Origin of the sequence: Amycolatopsis sp. WAC 04197 (assembly GCF_003947475.1) — a bacterium.
Classification (GTDB): domain Bacteria; phylum Actinomycetota; class Actinomycetes; order Mycobacteriales; family Pseudonocardiaceae; genus Amycolatopsis; species Amycolatopsis japonica.
The window spans coordinates 847,716-865,939 of sequence record NZ_QHJK01000002.1 but is presented as its reverse complement, the minus strand read 5'-3'; the positions used below and the strand labels follow the sequence as shown (position 1 = coordinate 865,939).

Annotated in this window: 13 protein-coding genes; 8 read left to right on the top strand and 5 right to left on the bottom strand. The window is 68.3% G+C overall.

What is annotated here, in order from left to right; genetic code table 11:
• The first annotated feature begins 138 nt into the window (after positions 1 to 138).
• A complete protein-coding gene (locus DMC64_RS11355; RefSeq protein ID WP_125733444.1) occupies positions 139 to 1,479 on the top strand; it encodes an NtaA/DmoA family FMN-dependent monooxygenase in 1,341 nt (446 codons plus the stop codon).
• A 55-nt stretch (positions 1,480 to 1,534) separates the two neighbouring features.
• Here the strand turns inward: DMC64_RS11355 and DMC64_RS11350 are convergent, their stop codons facing one another.
• The gene (locus DMC64_RS11350; protein ID WP_233629620.1) at positions 1,535 to 3,412 is read right to left on the bottom strand and encodes a DNA/RNA helicase domain-containing protein; all 1,878 of its coding nucleotides are present in this window, start codon (positions 3,410 to 3,412) and stop codon (positions 1,535 to 1,537) included.
• Between the two features lie 129 nt (positions 3,413 to 3,541).
• Here DMC64_RS11350 and DMC64_RS11345 point away from each other — a divergent pair, with 129 nt between their 5' ends.
• Entirely contained in the window at positions 3,542 to 5,434 is a 1,893-nt protein-coding gene (locus DMC64_RS11345) for a DUF2075 domain-containing protein (RefSeq protein WP_199754952.1), read from the top strand.
• Positions 5,435 to 5,438: 4 nt separating this feature from the next.
• Here DMC64_RS11345 and DMC64_RS11340 read toward each other — a convergent pair whose 3' ends face one another.
• Positions 5,439 to 5,828 carry a cupin gene (locus DMC64_RS11340; RefSeq protein ID WP_125733443.1) on the bottom strand — a complete coding sequence of 130 codons (390 nt, stop codon included), beginning with the start codon at positions 5,826 to 5,828 and terminating at the stop codon, positions 5,439 to 5,441.
• Positions 5,829 to 5,906: 78 nt separating this feature from the next.
• On the opposite strand from DMC64_RS11340, the gene DMC64_RS11335 reads away from it, so the two are divergent.
• Positions 5,907 to 6,485, top strand: coding sequence for a TetR/AcrR family transcriptional regulator (locus DMC64_RS11335; protein ID WP_125733442.1), 579 nt, complete (start codon positions 5,907 to 5,909; stop codon positions 6,483 to 6,485).
• Here DMC64_RS11335 and DMC64_RS11330 read toward each other — a convergent pair.
• Positions 6,456 to 6,926, bottom strand: a complete 471-nt coding sequence (locus tag DMC64_RS11330; protein WP_125733441.1) for a molybdenum cofactor biosysynthesis protein — start codon at positions 6,924 to 6,926, stop codon at positions 6,456 to 6,458. The genes DMC64_RS11335 and DMC64_RS11330 overlap by 30 nt on opposite strands.
• A complete protein-coding gene (msrA, locus tag DMC64_RS11325; RefSeq protein WP_063273222.1) occupies positions 6,905 to 7,399 on the bottom strand; it encodes a peptide-methionine (S)-S-oxide reductase MsrA in 495 nt (164 codons plus the stop codon). The genes DMC64_RS11330 and msrA overlap by 22 nt, the downstream gene beginning before the upstream one ends.
• 108 nt (positions 7,400 to 7,507) lie before the next feature.
• Here msrA and DMC64_RS11320 point away from each other — a divergent pair, with 108 nt between their 5' ends.
• The 5 genes from DMC64_RS11320 (at position 7,508) to DMC64_RS11300 (ending at position 17,687) form a co-directional block, all read left to right on the top strand.
• The gene (locus DMC64_RS11320) at positions 7,508 to 7,834 is read left to right on the top strand and encodes a hypothetical protein (protein WP_125733440.1); all 327 of its coding nucleotides are present in this window, start codon (positions 7,508 to 7,510) and stop codon (positions 7,832 to 7,834) included.
• 87 nt (positions 7,835 to 7,921) lie between these two features.
• Positions 7,922 to 9,415 (top strand): TIGR02677 family protein, encoded by a 1,494-nt coding sequence (locus tag DMC64_RS11315; protein ID WP_125733439.1) that lies wholly within the window; start codon positions 7,922 to 7,924, stop codon positions 9,413 to 9,415.
• The gene (locus tag DMC64_RS11310; RefSeq protein ID WP_125733438.1) at positions 9,412 to 10,632 is read left to right on the top strand and encodes a TIGR02678 family protein; all 1,221 of its coding nucleotides are present in this window, start codon (positions 9,412 to 9,414) and stop codon (positions 10,630 to 10,632) included. The genes DMC64_RS11315 and DMC64_RS11310 overlap by 4 nt, the downstream gene beginning before the upstream one ends.
• On the top strand, positions 10,629 to 14,612 hold the full coding sequence (locus DMC64_RS11305; RefSeq protein WP_125733437.1) for a TIGR02680 family protein: 3,984 nt from the start codon (positions 10,629 to 10,631) through the stop codon (positions 14,610 to 14,612). The genes DMC64_RS11310 and DMC64_RS11305 overlap by 4 nt, the downstream gene beginning before the upstream one ends.
• 87 nt (positions 14,613 to 14,699) lie before the next feature.
• Positions 14,700 to 17,687, top strand: coding sequence for a BTAD domain-containing putative transcriptional regulator (locus tag DMC64_RS11300; protein ID WP_233629619.1), 2,988 nt, complete (start codon positions 14,700 to 14,702; stop codon positions 17,685 to 17,687).
• On the opposite strand, the gene DMC64_RS11295 is transcribed toward DMC64_RS11300, so the two are convergent.
• On the bottom strand, positions 17,684 to 18,097 hold the full coding sequence (locus DMC64_RS11295) for a hypothetical protein (RefSeq protein WP_125733436.1): 414 nt from the start codon (positions 18,095 to 18,097) through the stop codon (positions 17,684 to 17,686). The two genes, DMC64_RS11300 and DMC64_RS11295, sit on opposite strands and share 4 nt — an antisense overlap.
• Positions 18,098 to 18,224 lie beyond the last annotated feature (127 nt).

The following is an 18,224-nucleotide window of genomic DNA, read 5'->3' as shown; positions in this document are numbered from 1 at the left end:
TTCCAGAGCCTGGGGTGCGCGAGACAACGAACCGAGTTCCGTGCCTTCTTCCGGCTAAAGCCAGGTTCGACGACTGAAGCGCACGAACGAACGGAACAAGCAAAACAGGAGTCCGTAAGCGTGGATCCTCGGCCACGAATGCTCTTCAACGCATTCTCCATGGCGACGGTGTCGCATCATGCCCAAGGCTTATGGGCGGAACCCGACAGCCGGCAACTGGAATACGCCAACCCGCAGATGTGGATCGATCTCGCCCGGCTTCTCGAGCGCGGGCGATTCGACGCGTTGTTCAATGCCGATGTGATCGCGCCATACGCGCGGTACCGCGGGTCCCGTGACTCGGCCGTGCACGAGGGCATGCAGTTCCCCACCCTCGACTTCTCCCTGCTGATCCCACTGCTCGCTCACCACACCGAGCATCTCGGTTTCGCCTACACCCAGAACATCCTGCAAGAACCGCCGTACGCCTTCGCTCGACGTATGTCCACTTTGGATCATCTTACCCAGGGGCGCGTCGCGTGGAACGTGGTCAATTCCTTCTTGCCGGGAGCGGGCCGGAATCTGGGCTATGGAGGCCTTCCCGACCACGACGAGCTCTATGAAAGGGCGCAGGACTACCTGAGCGCCGTCTGCAAGCTGTGGGAGTGGAGCTGGGACGACGACGCGGTCGTCAAGGACAAGGTCACGCGCCAATTCGCCGATCCGGCGAAGGTGCATGAAATCAAGCACCGTGGCCCCTATTACCAGGTGGACGGCCCACATCTGTGCGAACCGTCGCCACAGAGGACCCCATTGCTGTTCCAAGCGGGACAGTCCGCGGTGGGCCGGAAGTTCGCGGGACGGCACGCGGAAGCGGTCTTCATCGGAGCGCAGAGCCCGGAGAACGCGGCACCGTTGGTCGCCGGTTTCCGCCACGCCGCCCGGGCGGCCGGCCGACACCCCCGGTCGATCAAAGTTTTCGTGCCACGCACCTACGTCGTAGGGAGCACAGAGGCCGAGGCCAAGCGTCGAGATGCCGATTTACTGGAACGGCAGACCATCGAGGGCAACCTCGCCCGGATGTCGGTGTTCCTCGATCGCGACTTCGCCGAAGACGACCCGGCGACGCCGGTGGGAGAACTACGCCGCCGAAAGAACCTTCCGTCGGAGTTACGGACGCTGCTCGATGCCGGCGAGCGGGACGAGCAGACGCTGGGCGAACTCATCCTCAGGATCGGCAACAGACGCCTCGCCGGAACTCCGGACCAGATCGCCGAAGATGTCGCGCGCTGGCAAGCGGCCGGCGTGGACGGCATCAACCTGCAGTATGTCGTCCTGCCGACCAGCTTCGCCGAGTTCGTCGACCATGTCTGCCCGGTGCTGCGGGACCAAGGTCTCATGCAACGCGAGTACACCGGCGGCACCCTGAGGGAGAAGTTCTTTCCAGGCGCCGGCCCGCGTCTACCGGAAGATCATCCAGCCCGACGTCGAGCCGGGTGAGGAGTTCCAGCGGACACCGAAGTCGGCGCCACCTTCGCACCGCCCGCCATCGCGCCTACCGCGCGTACTCACGAAGGAAGGCGTTGGTCTCGTCATCCGTGGAGTAAACGCACAATCCCTGCATTCCGCGCGTCATGAGCACTTTGTAGGTGTTGCGGACCAATCGGTCGAAGTCAGCGGGATCGGCGGCCTTCACCGATTTGTCGAAGGAGAAATCGCGCCGGGCGCGCCACTCGCCGTCTCGGATCACGAGGTCGTCGCCGAAGATCGCGCCCGCCCAGTCGTATTCGAAACCCTGCGCGGTGTAGATGCAACCGACCTGTCCGAACCCGTCCGGCTCGGAGGCCCACAGTGAAGCCGATGGAACGCCCGGTACGTCGAAACCCTGCTTGGCGTTCCAAGGCCGCCGCCAGCCGCCGATCTGCACGTCCTCGAGCAACCTCAGGCTTCCCTCGACCTCGACCGGGTCGCGCCACTCCCAGCAGAATCCGGCCGCCATCCGCGCCGTTCCCGAGAAGTGCCTGGCCTGCCGGAGAAGCCAGCTCTCCAGTTCATGGGGAGATCCGACGGAGTCCACCACATACTCGTCTTCGGTGTCGTCCACGAGTTCGGACCAGGTCACCGGCGGCTCCGCACCGAGTCCCAGAAGCCTGACCACCCACTCGTCGAACTTCGCCGAGCCGCCGCAACGGTACTGGCCGTCGAGACTGATCTCGATGACCTGGCAGCCCTTCATTTCCGCGATGGAGACGATGTCGGTCTTGGTACCGATCTCCGTCGGGCGCACGACCTGGTGCTCGTCCAGGAGGAAGAGCGGCACTTTGGCGACATCGATCAGCTCGTCGATCTGGCTCCGTACTCTGCCGTGCAGATGCCGAGGCATGCCTCGGACGCGGTGCGCCTCGTCGCAGATCAGAACGTCGAGAGCGTCCGCGGGAGCCCTGCGGAACTCATTGAAGTACTTGAAGATCTCGCCGGACCGAACATCGCCACCGGAGACCTTCAGCCGCAAGGTTTCGGTGAATGCCTTCGAGCCGGTCGCGTGCAGTGCTTTTCGCTTCTGCCTCGCGAGGGCGGCGAGAAGCGTCACCGCGATGGCGCTCTTGCCCGAGCCCGGTCCTCCGTTGACGACGACGACCTTCTTCTTCCCGCCACCGGAATCGGCCTCTGCCACCGCGTCGAGCACGGTCTTGTAGGCGACCTGCTGTTCATCGAGAAGGACGAAATCGTCCCTGTCATCAAAAGCGTCCGCCGCTGTCTTCAGCAAGTTCCGCGCTGGGGACGGCGGAGCCGAGATCAATTCGTGAGCGGCTGCCATCGCCGCGCCCGCGGTGGCGGGATCCGTGTCCAGCAAGGACCACAGGTCGGCGACCAGGTCCGCCTGGAGATCCGAAGTGTAGAGCTGGCCGAAGTCGTCGAACTCGAACTCGTCCAACGACCAGTCGGCTCCGCGCACGGCGTTGTGCATGTACGCGATTCCCTTGACTTGACCTGGAATACGTGCGAACGCCGGGACGAAGTCGAGTAGTTGGCGACAATACCGTCTGACCTGTTCCGCCGGATGCAGGTCAGGCTGCTTCTTACCGTAGGGAGTCAGCACCAGACCGGCGCCAGTGGCTTTCGCCTTTTCCCACTGTTTCAGCTCGACGAGCACATAGGAGGGCTTGCCGGTCTCCGGGTGGACGCCACAGAGGATGGCGTCCACCCGCTTCGGGCTGTATGGAAGCTTGTATTCCAGCAACACCTGCACGTGGCCGAGCCTCGCGGCGCACAACGTGTTGGCGAGTACCGGCAGGCTGCGCTTCCACGAGCCGATCTCACCCGACTCCTCGGACCCCCTGAACGGGATGCCCACGTGTTTTGACAGCTCTATCAGGATCCGCTTGTGCTGAAGTTCTTCGCGCAGGTCGTACGCGGTCTTGATGACCGGCAAGCCACCCTCCCCAGGGCCGTTCCCGTCTCTTGGCCTTTCGCGCCATTGCGTGAAGGCAAGAATCACTCTAGCGGGTTATGATCGACAGCTGGGGAGCATTCGAGCGACCCACGCCCAGGGGAGGGACGAGTGGCTCTTGCGCGCGGCAGCGCGGCCGATCTCTTGATCGAAGCCCGTGCGGGACATCTGCACAGCCGGTTGCAGGAACAAGCCGGATTCGCCCTCGGCAGCAGGGTGGGAACCAGCGAAGTGGCCTCCTGGCAACGGAGCCTGCCCATCGTGTTGGCGGATCTCGTCGACGCGGGTCTCGGCGACGTCGAGGTTCTCCTCGAACATCAGCTACCGCACAGCAAGCAACGCATCGACGTGGTGCTGTGCGGCGTTCACCCTCGCGGCGGGCAAAGTTCTTTCGTCTTCCTCGAGGTCAAGCAGTGGTCCAAGGCCGAGTCCTACCTGTCCGAGGTGATCAACATTCCCGGCCTGCCGGGAAAACACCTCCATCCGGCCGAACAGGTGCACGGGTACCGCCAGTATTTCGTGGACCACACCCCCGCGCTGGTGGAGCGGCCACAGGCCATACACGCGGCCGTGTACCTGCACAACGCTCGACGTGCCGATGTGTCCGGTCTCCTCAAGGACAATCCTCGTCCCGCCAGCCGGTTGTTCACCATGGACGACAAGGCGGCGATGGGCGAGCACTTCAACGCGGTCCTCGACAGCTCGGCACCCCGGCGGACCAACATCGCCGCCGGTGACGAACTGAGCGGGTTCGCGCACCGTCCCACCAAGCCGTTGCTCGACCTCGCCGCGGCCGAGATCAAGGATCGCGAGCAGTTCGTTCTCCTCGACGAGCAGAAGGTCGCGTACGAACTCGTCTTGCAGGCTGTCGAGCGGTCTCGAGCGGCTCAGACCCGCACGGTCGTCATCGTCGAAGGCGGACCGGGCTCGGGCAAGAGTGTCATCGCATTGAGCCTTCTCGGCGAGCTGGCCCGACGAGGCCGCGCCGTCCACCACGCGACCGGCTCGAAGTCGTTCACCTCGACCATGCGCAAGTACGCGGGCCGCGGAAGCACTCGTGTCCAGGGGTTGTTCAAGTACTTCAACGCCTACGTGGGCTGCGAACCTCGCGAACTGGACGTCCTGATCTGCGACGAAGCACATCGCATCCGGGAAAGGGGTGTCGACAGGTTCACGAAGAAGGAGAAGCGCGAACGCGCCGATCGGCAGGTCAACGAACTCATCAACGTGGCGACCGTTCCGGTGTTCCTTCTCGACGAGCACCAGGTCGTGCGGCCTGGTGAAATGGGCTCGCTCAAGGAGATCACCACGGCCGCCCATGCTCTCGGCTGTGAGGTCGAGGTCGTCCGCCTGCACGATCAGCTGCGTTGTGGCGGCTCGGTTTCCTACGACACTTGGGTCGCGAGGCTGCTCGGACTCGGCTCCGCCGAACCGCCGATACCGTGGAGCAAGCTCGCGGGCCCGCTCGACGAAGGCATCACCTTGACCACCGCCGCGTCTCCCGAAGCCCTGGAATCCTGGGTGCTGGAGCAACGGTCCAGGCATGGCGGAGGAGGTCGGCTGACGGCCGGCTTCTGTTGGCCGTGGAGCGATCCCGTCCAGACTCCGGACGGCCTTCGCCTCGTGGACGACGTCCGGCTCGGCGAGTGGAAACGGCCTTGGAACGCGAAGGGCGAGAAGTCGGTGCCCGACGTGCCCGGATCCAGCTACTGGGCGACGGACGAACGCGGGTTCGGCCAGGTCGGTTGCATCTACACCGCCCAGGGCTTCGAATACGACTGGTCTGGCGTGATCTTCGGCAAGGACCTCGTCCGCCGTGACGGCATGTGGTGCGCGGTCCGGGCGAACTCCAAGGACTCCGAGGTCAAGAAAGCCGACGAGCTGCATTTCAGCGCATTGATCAAGAACACGTACAAAGTCCTGCTCACTCGCGGGATGCGCGGAACGGCGATTTTCTCGGAAGACCCCGAAACCCAGGAGTTCCTGGAAGAGATGACGCGGTAGTCCTTTACCCGGCCTCGTGGAAGTCGTCGAGGCGATGCGCTTCGGCCGACGACTCCGTGGCGGCCAGCCAATGCGGATAGGTGACATAGACGAGTTCCGTGTCCTCCTCGGCCACGTAGACGACCTCGGCACCGGAACGCAGGTAGATCGCCTCGCCGGCCCGAGCCGTCACAGAGCCCGAAGGGCCCTCGACCGTGAAAACGCCCGAAGTGATGACGAGGGCCTCGTCGTAGGTCATCTTCCAGGGGTTCTTCTCCCCTTTGCCGTAGCGGGCGAAGCCGACGGACATGGCCGCGCCGCTGTCTTGCGCGAGGACGTCGGCCAAGAAGATCTGCTGGTCGAGCCGCTGGAACCAGGTCGAAGCGTCATCGCTCGTGAAGTGTTCGACGGACATCCAAGTCTCCTTAAGTGGAAGTTTCTCCACTTAGTTAACTGGAGAAAGTTCCACTTGTCCACCGGTTAGGCTCACGAGGTGCTTCCCATCGCAGGAGCCGGGACTCCAGAGCGGGCGGACGCGGCTCGCAACCGGCAGAAGATCGTCCGCGCGGCGGCCAAGCTCGTTGCGGCCAAAGGGATCGACGGGCTCGCGTTGGACGAGGTCGCGGCGGAGGCGGGCGTCGGGATCGGAACTGTGTATCGCCGATTTCCGGACAAGGGGGCGTTGGCGCAGGCGCTACTCGACGAGAACGAGCGCGAGTTCCAGGAAGCGTTCATCAGTGGGCCGCCGCCGTTGGGACCCGGGGCTGCGGCGGCTCAAAGACTGAGGGCGTTCCTGGAAGCGTACGTCGACAGGCTTGAGACGCATGGCGAGCTGCTGATGGTCGCGGAGACGGAGACGCCGATGGCTCGATTCGTGACCGGCGCGTACAGGCTGCACCACAGTCACCTGGTCGCGTTGATCAGCGAGATCGAGCCGGAAGCGGACGTGCACTTCAGGGCCGATGCGATCCTGGCGCCGCTGGCTGCGGCGCAGTACGTCTACCAGCGCCAGAGGATGACGGCGGAGCAGATCAAAAAGGGCCTAGTAGATCTCTACCGGACCGACGCGTAAGACGCCGTCGTCCAGCGGCACGCAGCGCTTCCCACCGCGGCCCCGCAGGGCGGCGAAAGTCCCGCGAGGGTAGACGACGTCCATCCAAGCGCACGGATTCGCGGGCCGGTGCACCTCAAACCGCACAGGACCGTCACCGGAATCCAGAGTCACCACGGAGCCTCGTGGCACAGCGTCCACATCGAAGCCCGACAGCACGATGTTCCGCCGGGCCAGCAGCGGATCACCAGGGACAGCGGAAGAGAAGAGCGTCACCGCGGCCGAGCGATGCGCGGGATGGTTGAAGTACCGGTCCCCCACCAGCCCCAGTCCCGCGCGCACCTCGACGTGGTCGCGCGAGACCGGAGTGGGATCGTGGCGAGGGCCGTCAGAGGGACGGCCCTCGTACGCGTGCACGGAAGAGACGTGCAGCGCGACGATCAGCGCTCCCCGAGTTGCCATTCCGGCCGCACGTAGTGGCAGGTGTAGCCGTTCGGGATGCGTTCCAGGTAGTCCTGGTGCTCCGGCTCGGCTTCCCAGAAGTCACCGGCCTGGGTCACCTCGGTGACCACCTTGCCCGGCCACTTCCCGGAGGCGTCGACGTCGGCGATCGTCTGCTCGGCGACCTGCTTCTGCTTGTCGTCGGTATAGAAGATCGCCGACCGGTAGCTCGTGCCGATGTCGTTGCCCTGGCGGTTGCGGGTCGTCGGGTCGTGGATCTGGAAGAAGAACTCCAGGATCTGCCGATACGTCAGCTGCGCGGGGTCGAAGACGATCTCGATGCCTTCGGCGTGGGAGCCGTGGTTGCGGTAGGTCGCGTTCGGCACGTCGCCGCCGGTGTAGCCGACCCTGGTGGAGACGACCCCGGGGTGCCGGCGGAACAGGTCCTGCATGCCCCAGAAGCAGCCGCCCGCGAGAACAGCCTTTTCCGTCACTGTAGATCTCCTTCGGTCGTTGACACCCAGTACAACGTGTCGCACCGCCCCTGTCATCCCCGTCCAAGTGTGACGGAACGCTTACGTCCACCGTGCGTCTCACGCTAGGTGAAAGCCCTCCTCGCGGTCCTCGCCCTCCTCCTGGCCGGCTGTGCGACGCCCCCGCCGAGCCCGACGCCGGAGGACGCCTTCCGGTTCGGCGGGATCTCGATGCCCGCCAGCGGCAAGGTGCTGGAGACGCAGTACGACCGGGGTATCGACTCGCGCTACGTCGTCGTCCTCACCCTGCCTGCGGAGGACGTGCCCAAGCTGCTCGAAGGGTCGAACTTCGCGCCCGGGGTCCTGAACGACGACCGGGTCGTCAACGGTCGTCACGTCTACCGCAGGGTCACCGTCGAGGGGACCACGGTGCGTCTCGAGATGTTCACGACGTGAGCACTCTGCGTGAAAAAGATGGGCCGTTCGGGCTCGCCTGGGTGACCCCCTAACGTGTACCTCCACGCACCATCCGCCGGAGGACGCATGGATCCGTTCCGTGTACCGCCCGAGCTGTTCCGTTTCACCGACGGGAGCAGATCAGGGCTTCCCCTGGCGATCCTGCACGCCTTCGGTGAGGCGAACGAGCGGCTGGAGACGGCGCTCGGGATCGACGACGTCCGCACGCGGCTGCGTGAGGTCGGCTGGCTGGAGACGCTCGCCGACGAAGACCTCGTCAAAGCGCTGGACCAGCTCAAGGGCCAGGGCCACCTCGACGTCGTCCAGAGCCACGCGGGTGACTACCGGACCGCGTCCGAGTACGAGCGCCGCAATCTCCAGTACGCGCTGACCCGGCAGGGCGAGGCGGCGTACGCGGGTGTGGTCCGCGCGAACGAGGTGCTCAACGCGACCGGGGCGCTTCAGACGGCGACGCTCGAAGCGCTCGGCGAACGGCTCGGTGAGCTCGCGAAGCAGCTCGAAGACGGCACCGACAGGCGCGTGTTCAGCACGCTCACCGAAGTCGAGGGCCACCTCGAAGCGTTCCGCGACAACACGAAGCGCTTCAACGGCGACCTCCAGCGCCTGCTGCACGCGGAGGCCGACCTCGCGACGTTCCACGAGGTCAAGGCGGCGACGGTCGCGTATCTGCAGGAGTTCCTCAACGACCTCGAGCATCACACCCACACCATCGCCACCCGCATCAAGGAGATCGACGACCACGGCATCGAGCGCGTGCACCGGCGGGCTCTCAACGGGGCGGCCCTCCTCAACCCGGATCAGCGCTGGCTCGACGTCCGCAAGGCGCGGTGGGACGGGCTGCGCGCGTGGTTCCTGCCCGAGGACGGGGCTACACCGCGGGTCGAGGACCTCCACAACCTCGCGCGGCGGGCGATCATCACGCTTCTCCAGGTGCTGGACCGGATCACCGAGTCGCGACGGCGCGCGAGCAGCGCGGTCGCCGATTTCCGCGAGCTGGCGCGGTGGTTCACCGTCGTCCCGGCGCAGGAGGACCTGCATCGCCTGTGGTCCACGATGTTCGGGCTGAGCTCCGCGCGGCACGCGCATCTCGCCCACGCCGACCCGGAAGTGGTCAGCACGACGGCCTCATGGCTCGACGCGCCGCCGGTCGAGGTGTCGGAACTGCTCCGCTCCGCCGGCCGCACCGAGCGGTTCACCCGGACCGGGCGGGTCCGCGACGTCAGCGCGATCAGAGCCGCGAGAGCCGAAAAGGCCCTGCAGGAACGCGCCGAGCTCGAAGCGGCGTGGAACATGCTCGACACCGGCGGCGTCGTGCGGCTTTCGGCGTTCGAGAAGCTGGACCACACCGTTTTCGAGCGGCTGCTGGACCTGCTGGGACAGGCGCTGGGCAGGCCTCCCGGCGCGGAGGGCGCGCGGCGGAGCACGACGTCCGACGGCCAGATCGAGATCGTCCTGCGGCCACCGCGGAACGGCGCGGTCGCGCGCCTGACCACCACGAGCGGCGTCTTCCGTGGCCCCGACTACGAAATCGAGATCAGCACGGCCGGAGGCGGTGCGTGAGCCTCACGAACCAACTGGTCATCGCGGAACGCGAAGAGGTCGCGCGCGGGATCCGGGCCCTGCTGGCCACCCCGCTGATCGGCGAACGCGGCTCCCCCGAGACCTTCGACCTCATCCGGCGCCGCCGCGAACCCATCCGGCAGTGGTTCGACTACTACTGCGGTTGGACACTCACGGTCGAACCGCGGCTCGGCTACGCGCGGCTGGTCAAGGTCCGCGCGGCCGCCGACCCCACCCGACCGGCGCGACGATTGCGCTCCGGGCGCGCGGCGTTCGACCGCCGCCGCTACGTCCTGCTGTGCGTGGTGGCGGCCGAACTGCTGACCGTGCCGGTGACGACCATCGGGCTCCTCGCCGGCCGCGTCGCGCAGGCGAGCGCCGCCGACGATCTCGTCACCACGTTCGACGTCGCCACCAGGGCGGAGCGGCTGGCGTTCGTGGACGTCCTCAAACTGCTGGAGTCCTACGGCGTGCTCGAAGCCGCCGACGGCGATCCGGAGTCCTTTGTGGACGATCCGGCGGCGAAGGTGCTGTTCCGGGTCGACGCGACACTGTTGCTTCGGCTGCTCGCCTCGCCGGTCGGTCCTTCCCAACTGGCCGTGCCCGCCGACGATGTCGCGCTGCGGTTCGAGGAACTGCTGGAGGCGGTGTCGCACGAGCAGCGCTACGGCCTTTCCTCCGGCCGCCACGAGGACACGCCGAGCGCGTCGGACGTCCAGCGGAACCTGTGGTTGCGGCACACGGTGTTCCGCCGTCTCGTCGACGATCCGGTGCTGTACTTCGCCGAACTGACCGCGGAGGAACGCGCGTACCTCGGCACGCCGACCGGACGCCAGTTGCTGCGGCGTGCCGCCGAGCAGGGCGGTTTCGTCCTCGAAGAGCGCGCGGAGGGTGTGCTGCTCGTCGATGTCGACGGGTTGGCCACCGACGAGCGGTTCCCGGACGACGGCAGCAACGCCAAGGTCGCCGCGCTCCTGCTGCTCGACGCGCTCGACGAGCCGCGGACCATCGATTACCTGCAGAAGGCGGCCGCCAAACTGCTGAAACGCTTCCCGCGCTGGGCCAAGACCTACCGGGGCAAGGACGGCGTGCGACGGCTGACCGTCGACGCGCTCGCCGTGCTGACCGGCTTCGGACTGGTCCGCACCGAAGCCGAACTCGTCCGGCCGCTCCCGGCCGCCGCGAGGTACACCGACCGCACCGAGGAGGCGCCGTGACCGTGACGAGGTGGATCCCCTCCCGTGCGGGCATCCTCAACATCTGGCGCTACTACGACGAGATCTTCGAGTTCCACGACGGGCGCCTGCTGCTGCGCGGTCCCAACGGGAGCGGGAAGTCGAAGGCGCTGGAGCTGCTGCTGCCGTTCCTGTTCGACGCGAGCCTGCGCGCCAACCGGTTGTCGACGTTCGGCACCAGCGAGCGCAGCATGCACTGGAACCTGATGGGCGAAGGCGCGTCCGGCGCCACGCGGGTCGGGTACGTCTGGCTCGAATTCGGCATGTCGGGCGAGAAGTGGTTCACCTGCGGCGCGCGGCTCCAGGCCAGCACGCACACCAGCACGGTGCACGCCGACTTCTTCACCACCGATCTGCGCGTGGGCGACGGCTTGCCGCTGGTCAACGAGGCCGGTCAGCCGCTGACCAAGGGCGCGCTGGAGGAGACGCTCGGCGAGCACGGGACGGTGCACGACGGCGCGGCCGAGTACCGCGCTGAGATCCGCGCGAAACTGTTCCCCACCTTGAGCGAACAGCGCTACGACGCGCTGATCACCGCGCTGCTCCAGCTGCGGATGCCCAAACTCTCGCAGCGGCTCGACCCGAGCCTGCTGTCCAACCTGCTCTCCCGCGCGCTTCCGCCGTTGGGGCAGCAGGAGATCGCGGATCTCGCCGAGGGTTTCGAGCGGCTCGACGCGCAACGCGAGCGGCTGGGCTCGCTGGAGACCGAGGTCGACGCGACCCGTGCGCTCGCCGCGCGGCAGAAGACTTACGCCCAGCGTGTGCTGCGCGCGGGCGCCGCGAACCTCATCAACGCCACCACGGAACTCGACGAACTCGCCGCGGCCGCCCGCCGTTCGGCCGAGGAGCACGACGAGGTCGCCGCGAAGAAGGAGGCCGCCGAGGAACGGGCGGCGAAGCTCGAAAAAGACGTCGAAGAGACCGAAGCGCGTCTGTCGGGGCTGACCGAATCCGAGTCGTACCGCAAGGGCCAGGAGCTCGACAAGCTGCGGCAACGGACCTTGTCCACGAGCGAGAAAGCGGAGGCACTGCGCGCGGACGCGGACCGGCTCCGTGCCGAGGCGGACGCCGACGAGGAGCGCTCACGGGCGGCGAAGCAGGTCGCGAAACGGCAGGCCGACCTCGTGCGCTCGCTGGAGACCGAGGTCCGCGCCGCCGCGACCCGCGCGAATCTGGCCGGGGTACACGACGAACTCGTCGCCGGGCTGGACGAACCGGCCCGGCTCCGCCCGTTGCTGCAGGCCGCCGTCCGCGGCAAACGCGACCAGGTCGAGGCGCTCGGCCGGGCACTGGACAAACACGAACGCGCCGTCGGACGACGTCACCAGGCCGAGGCGGATCTGGACCGCGCACGAGCGGATTTCTCGGTCGCGCAGGAGCGGGTCGAACTCACGACGGCGACGCGGGAACTCGCGCTGAGCGATCTGCGCACCCGGCTCGCCGAATGGGCGATCGGCTGCCGCGAGCTGCGGTTCCCCGACGTGGAAGCGGTCGTGCGGGACGCCGAGGCGGAGGTCTCGCTGCTGGGCAGGCTCGGCGTCGTCGCCGAGACCGTGCTCGAAGACATCATCCGGCGGGAGGCGGCGACCGGTGCCGCGCTGGCCACCGCGCGCGCCGAGCACGACGAACTCCTCGTCGAGGCGGGCGTGCTCGAAACGGAGAACATCCTCGCGCCCGAGCCGCCGCGCACCCGCACGGCGGACCGGGCCGAGATGAGCGGCGCGCCGTTGTGGCGGCTGGTCGATTTCGCCGGCTCGGTCCCGGAAAGCAGCCACGCGGGGATCGAGGCCGCGCTCGAAGGCGCCGGACTGCTGGACGCCTGGGTGAACTCCCACGGGGTCGTTGACGGCCACGACGTGCTCGCGGAGTCCGGGACGCTGCCGGTGGCCTCCGGTCGTTCGCTCGCCGACGTCCTCGTGCCGGAACCCGACGCGGAGGTTTCCCCGACGAAGATCCGCCGGATCCTGGAAGTGATCGCGTTCGACGACACCCTCCCCGCCGGTCCCGCGGCGATCGGCGCGGACGGTGGCTGGCGGATGGGCAGCCTGTCGGGCAGCTGGACGAAGGACGCCCCGGCCTACATCGGCGGTTCCGCGCGGCTGCGTGCGCGCGAACGCCGCATCGCCGCGCTGCGGGACAAGATCTCCCTCCGTGAAAAGACCATCGCCGAGCTGGAGGGCGAACTGGCCGCCCTGCGCGGCAGGCGCGAGCTGATCAAGATCGAACGCGCCGCCCGCCCCGGTCACGACGATCTCCTTGCCGCCACAGGGGAACTGACCACGGCCGAGGCCGAGCTGACCGCCGCCGACGCCGCCGTCCGGCATCTGGAGGGCGCCGTCTCCGCGCTGGAGATCGAGGCCAAGACCGCGCTGCACGAGCTGACCGCGCAGGCTTCGGAATCCGGGTTGCCGACCGAACGCGCGCCGCTGGCCGCACTCGCGACGGCCCTGCGCACGTACTCCGACCAGGGCGAGAACTGGTTGTACGAGCACGGAAACCTGCTCACCGCGACCCAGCGGGCCGAGCTGTGCGCCGAGCAGGCGGACCGGTCGGAGGGGAACGCGGCCCGGCGCGAGGAGGAGGCCGCCGACGCGGAGGCCGAACGCACCAAGCTCACCGCGATGCTCGACGCGATCGACGGGACGGTCGGCACCGGCCAGCGCGAGGTGCTCGCCGAGATCGACGGCCTGCGCACGAAACTGCGTGAACTCTCGGGCGAACTCCGCGCCGCGAACGCCGACGCCAAGGAGCTCGCGGTGTCGCTGGGCGCGCTCGGCGTCCGCCGGACCACCGACGCGCGGGCACGCGAAGAGGCGGCCAAGAAGCAGGACGCCGCCGCGCTCCGGTTCCGGAAGCTCGCCACCGGGATCTTCCCCGCGGACGGCGGGATCGAGGATCTGCCGAAGTTCCAGGCCACCCTGTCCGCGTCCGAGAGTGTCCGTGCCGCGCTCGACACGGCCCGGCTGGTGGCCGCGGCGTGGCCGTCCGTGCCGCACGCGCCGAGCAACCTCGGCGAGGCACTGCACCGGCTGTCGGAAGCCGTGCACACGTGCCGGAACACGCTCAGCTCGCGCGCGGAACTCGATCTGGAGACGGACGAGGACGTCCAGATCTTCACCGCCGTCGTCGACGGGCTGCGGGTCGGCGCGGCCGAACTGCTCAAGATCCTTTACGCGGAAGCGGAACAGAGCAGGCACGAGATCACCGACCGCGAGAGCGACCTGTTCGACAAGACGCTGACCGGCGACACCCGCCGTCATCTCGCGGCCCGCATCCGGCAGGCCAACGACCTCGTCGACGGGATGAACGCGCGGCTGGAACGCGTGCGGACCGCGTCGCGGGTCGCCGTCCGGCTGGTCTGGCAGGTCTCCCCGGATCTGCCGCCGGGCACCAAGACCGCGCGGGATCTGCTGCTGAAGGATCCGGATCAGCTGACCGCCGAAGACCGCGTGTCGCTGCACAAGTTCTTCCGTGAGCGCGTCGAGCAGGCGAAGGCGGACGACACGGCGACCAGCTGGGAACAGCAGCTCGCGCAGGTCTTCGACTACACGTCGTGGCACCGGTTCGTGGTCAAGGTGGACCGCGCGAACGGGGCGGGCTGGCAGCTGCTGACCAAGAAGCTGCACGGCGCGCTTTCCGGTGGGGAGAAGGCGATCGCGCTGCACCTGCCGCTGTTCGCCGCCGTCGCCGCGCACTACCAGGCCGCGCCCGAGGCGCCGAGGGTGATCCTGCTCGACGAGGTGTTCGTCGGCGTCGACACCACCAACCGGGGGCAGGTGTTCGGCCTGCTGTCCGCACTCGACCTCGACCTGATGCTGACGTCGGACCACGAATGGTGCACCTACGCCGAACTCGGCGGCGTCGGGATCCACCAGCTCATCACCGGCGGCGACGGCGACGACGCGGTCACCACGGCCCGGTTCACCTGGAACGGCCACGACCTGCAGCCCGCCGGGCATTAGCCTGAGCGGCCCCAAAGCCGGGCGCAGCGGGGCCCTTTCCGTCGTTCTTCCTTGTGCGGCGCGGAAGGGCTCGCTACGTTCCTGCCGGTGGCCGTGCGGATCCAGGTGCTGGGCTCGCTGCGCGTGTGGCTGGCCGGGGCGGAGGTCGACCTGGGCCCACCGGGCCGCCGCGCCGTCCTGGGATTGCTCGTGCTCGCCGGCGGCGAGGCGATGTCCAAGCAGGAACTGGTGGACGCGCTGTGGGGTGACCGGCCGCCGCGCAGCGCGGTGAACGTCCTCCAGACCCACGTCAAACACCTGCGGCGGTTGCTGGAACCCGGCCGCCCGTCGCGATCCGGAAGCGACATCCTGCCCCATGTCGGCGGCGGTTACGCGGTGCGCTGGGACGCCGTCGAAATCGACCTGCCCCACGTCCGCGGGCTCGTCGCCCAAGCGAACGACGCCCAGCGCGACGGCGAGACCGGGCGCGCCGCGTCCCTGTTCGGCGAGGCCGTGCGCCGGTGGCGTGGCAGGCCGCTGGCCGATGTGCCTTCGCTCGCAACGCATCCCAAGGTCCTGGCCCTCCTCGCGGAACGCCGCGCGCTGCTCGCCCGCTACGGCGACGCGATGCTCGCGATCGGCGCCGCCGACGAAGTGCTGACCGAACTGGTCGAAGCCGCCGCGGATCAGCCGCTGGACGAACCCGCGCAGGCGCGGTTGCTCCGCGCGTACCATCGCGCGGGCCAGCGGGCGACGGCTTTCCGGCTCTACCAAGACGTTCGTGAGCGGCTGCTCGAAGAACTGGGCGTCGAACCCGGGCCTGAACTCGTCGCGGCGCACACCGCCCTGCTCGAAGACGGCGAACCGCTCCCGAGCCCGCGTCCCGCGACCCGGGTCCCCCGGCAGTTGCCCGCCGAACCACCCGGCTTCACCGGCCGGGTGACCGAACTGTCCATTTTGGACGAACTGGTGCCGCGCCCCGGCGGCTCCGGTGGCGCGGTGGCGATCGCGGCCGTCACGGGAACGGCGGGCGCCGGGAAGACCGCGCTGGCCGTGCACTGGGCGCATCGGATGAAGGACCGGTTCCCGGACGGGCAGTTCTACGCGAACCTGCGCGGCCATTCCGGCGGCGCGCCCGCGACCGCACTCGAAGTGCTCACCCGGTTCCTGGCCGCGCTGGAGATCCCCGCCGAACGGCTTCCCGCGGACACGGAGACCGCGTCCGCGCTGTACCGGACGCTGATGACCGACCGGAAGGCGTTGGTGGTACTGGACAACGCCGTCGACGTCGAGCAGGTCCGGCCGCTGCTGCCCGCCGGCCCCGGCTGTCTGGTGCTGGTCACCGCCCGGGACCGGATGGCGGGGCTGGTCGCCTTGCACGGCGCCCGACGGATCACCTTGGGTGTCCTCGATCCCGGTGAAGCGCTGGAACTGCTCGCGCGGCTGCTCGGCGTCGAGCGCGTCCGGGCCGAGCACGAAGCGGCCGTCGAGGTGGCCGGGCTGTGCGCGTATCTTCCGCTGGCGCTGAGGATCGCGGCGGCCAATCTCGCCGACGATCCCGGGAACGGTATCGAGGACTACGCCATCGAGCTGCGCAAAGGCAATCCGCTCGCCGCGCTCTCCGTGCCGGGCGACGAGCAGATCGCCGTCCGGACCGCGTTCGACCTTTCGTACGCGGCCTTGCCCGCGGAAACACGACGGCTGTTCCGGCTGCTGAGCCTGGTGCCGGGTAACGACATCGGCGTCGAAGCGGTCGAGATCCTCACCGGTTCGGATGAGGCGGGACGGATGCTGGACACGCTCGCCGGCGCACATCTCGTAGAGCAACACGCGCCGGATCGCTATCACTTCCATGACCTGCTTCGCCGTTATGCCGCCGATCGCCTGCGGGAATCCCCGGCGGAGATCGGATCCGCCCGGCAACGCCTGCACGAGTGGTACCTGCGTGGCGTCGACGTCGCGGCGAAACTGTTGTACCCGCACATGTTCCGGCTCCCGCTGTCCGTGCCCGACGGCCCGGTTCCCGCCGCGGCGGCGGACTGGCTGGAAACCGAGCTGGGAAGTCTTGCCGCCGTCGCCGAAGACGCGGCGCGGACCGGACCGCTTTCGGTCGCCTGGCTGCTGTCCGACGCCCTGCGTGGCTACTTCTGGATGTCGTCGCGCCAGGTGGAATGGCGGGCGACCGCCGAAGCCGCGTCGTCCGCCGCCGAACAGGACGGCGATCTCCGTGCCCGTGCGTCCGCTCGGTTCAGCCTGGCGGACCTGGGTTTCCGTCAGGGACGGTATCGAAAGGCCGTCCGGGACTACACCGGCGCGTTCGTGCTTGCCCGGCGGTCGGGCTGGGTGGAGGCGCAGGCCGCGGTGCTGGGCAATCTCGGTTGCGTGTACTGGCAATCCGGACGGCTCCCGGCGGCCGCGGCACGGTTTTCGCGAGGGCTGGAGCTGAGCAGACGCGCCGGAACACCCGCCGGGGAGGCCGTCGCGCTGGGCAATCTGGGGCTGGTGCAGTGGGAGATGGGCGATCTTTCCGGGGCCGCGGGGCATTACGTCCAAGCACTGCGCCGGTATCGCGGCATCGGCTCGCGTTACGGGGAGGCGATCAACCTGGCCAACCTCGGGCAGACGCAGCACGCCCGCGGCCGGGTCACGGAGGCCGCCGGACTGCTCACCAAGGCGCTCGCGCTGCATCGCGAGGCCGGGAATCGCGCCGGGGAAGCGGAAACGCTCGGCAGGCTCGCGTCGGTGTACTGCGATCTCGGCCGTCACTCGGACGCGCTCGACCACGCGCGCGAAGGGCTGCGACTCGCGCGAGAGACCGGCGAACCACGCGGTGAGGGCGAGGCGCTCGTCGCACTCGCGCACGTGCACCAGCGCGCGGGACACCGGCAGGACGCCGTCCGCCGGTACCGGCAGGCTTTGGTGCTGTTACGGGAAACCGGTGATCGGTATCCCGAAGCCGACGCGCTCATCGGGCTCGCCACCGTCACCGGCGACCTCGGGCAGGCCCGTCAGGCGCTCGCCCTCGCCGAGCAGGCGGGCTATCACGCGTTGCGAAGACAGGCGTCGGCCGCGGTGGATTCGATCCTCCGTGCCTAGACCGCGATGTCGCCGCTGGTGTCGTACGCGCCCGCCGGGTGGAAGGTCACGACGACCCACGGGTTGACGCCGTGTTCCTTGCCCGCGGTGTCCAGGCAGGAGAACTCGCTCATGTCGAACACGCTCCACGTCTTGTCCGGGAGTCGCCTGATCGACTCCTCGACGCGGCCGACCCAGCGACAGGCCGGGCTGTGCACCCGCGCCGTCACCGAGGGCTCCGCCCAAACGATGCTCCCGCCCTCGGCGCACCACGAAAGGTCGAACGTGTAGGTCCACCTCCCCGGATCTTCGAGCACGACCGGCTTGATGACCTTGGCACCGGAAGCGCATTCCCGGACCGCTTCCGCTTCACCGGGCACGGCGAACGTGAGACCGGCGCAGAGGATCGCCGAGCAGACAAGGACGTTCATCGCTCCCACTGTTCCGCCGGACTCGCTCGTCCGCAAGCCGCCGGATGCCGGGTCCAACCGACGTCCAATGGCCGTCCAGTGCCGCCGAATAGCTTGTGCTCGCACAGTTTCCGCTGAGGGGAGTACG

Bases quoted from the DNA above. Each gene is read 5' to 3' on its own strand.
- DMC64_RS11355 (WP_125733444.1), top strand. From the start codon at position 139: ATGCTCTTCAACGCATTCTCCATGGCGACGGTGTCGCATCATGCCCAA.
- DMC64_RS11340 (WP_125733443.1), bottom strand. From the start codon at position 5,828: ATGTCCGTCGAACACTTCACGAGCGATGACGCTTCGACCTGGTTCCAG.
- DMC64_RS11330 (WP_125733441.1), bottom strand. From the start codon at position 6,926: ATGGCAACTCGGGGAGCGCTGATCGTCGCGCTGCACGTCTCTTCCGTG.
- DMC64_RS11315 (WP_125733439.1), top strand. From the start codon at position 7,922: ATGGATCCGTTCCGTGTACCGCCCGAGCTGTTCCGTTTCACCGACGGG.
- DMC64_RS11295 (WP_125733436.1), bottom strand. From the start codon at position 18,097: ATGAACGTCCTTGTCTGCTCGGCGATCCTCTGCGCCGGTCTCACGTTC.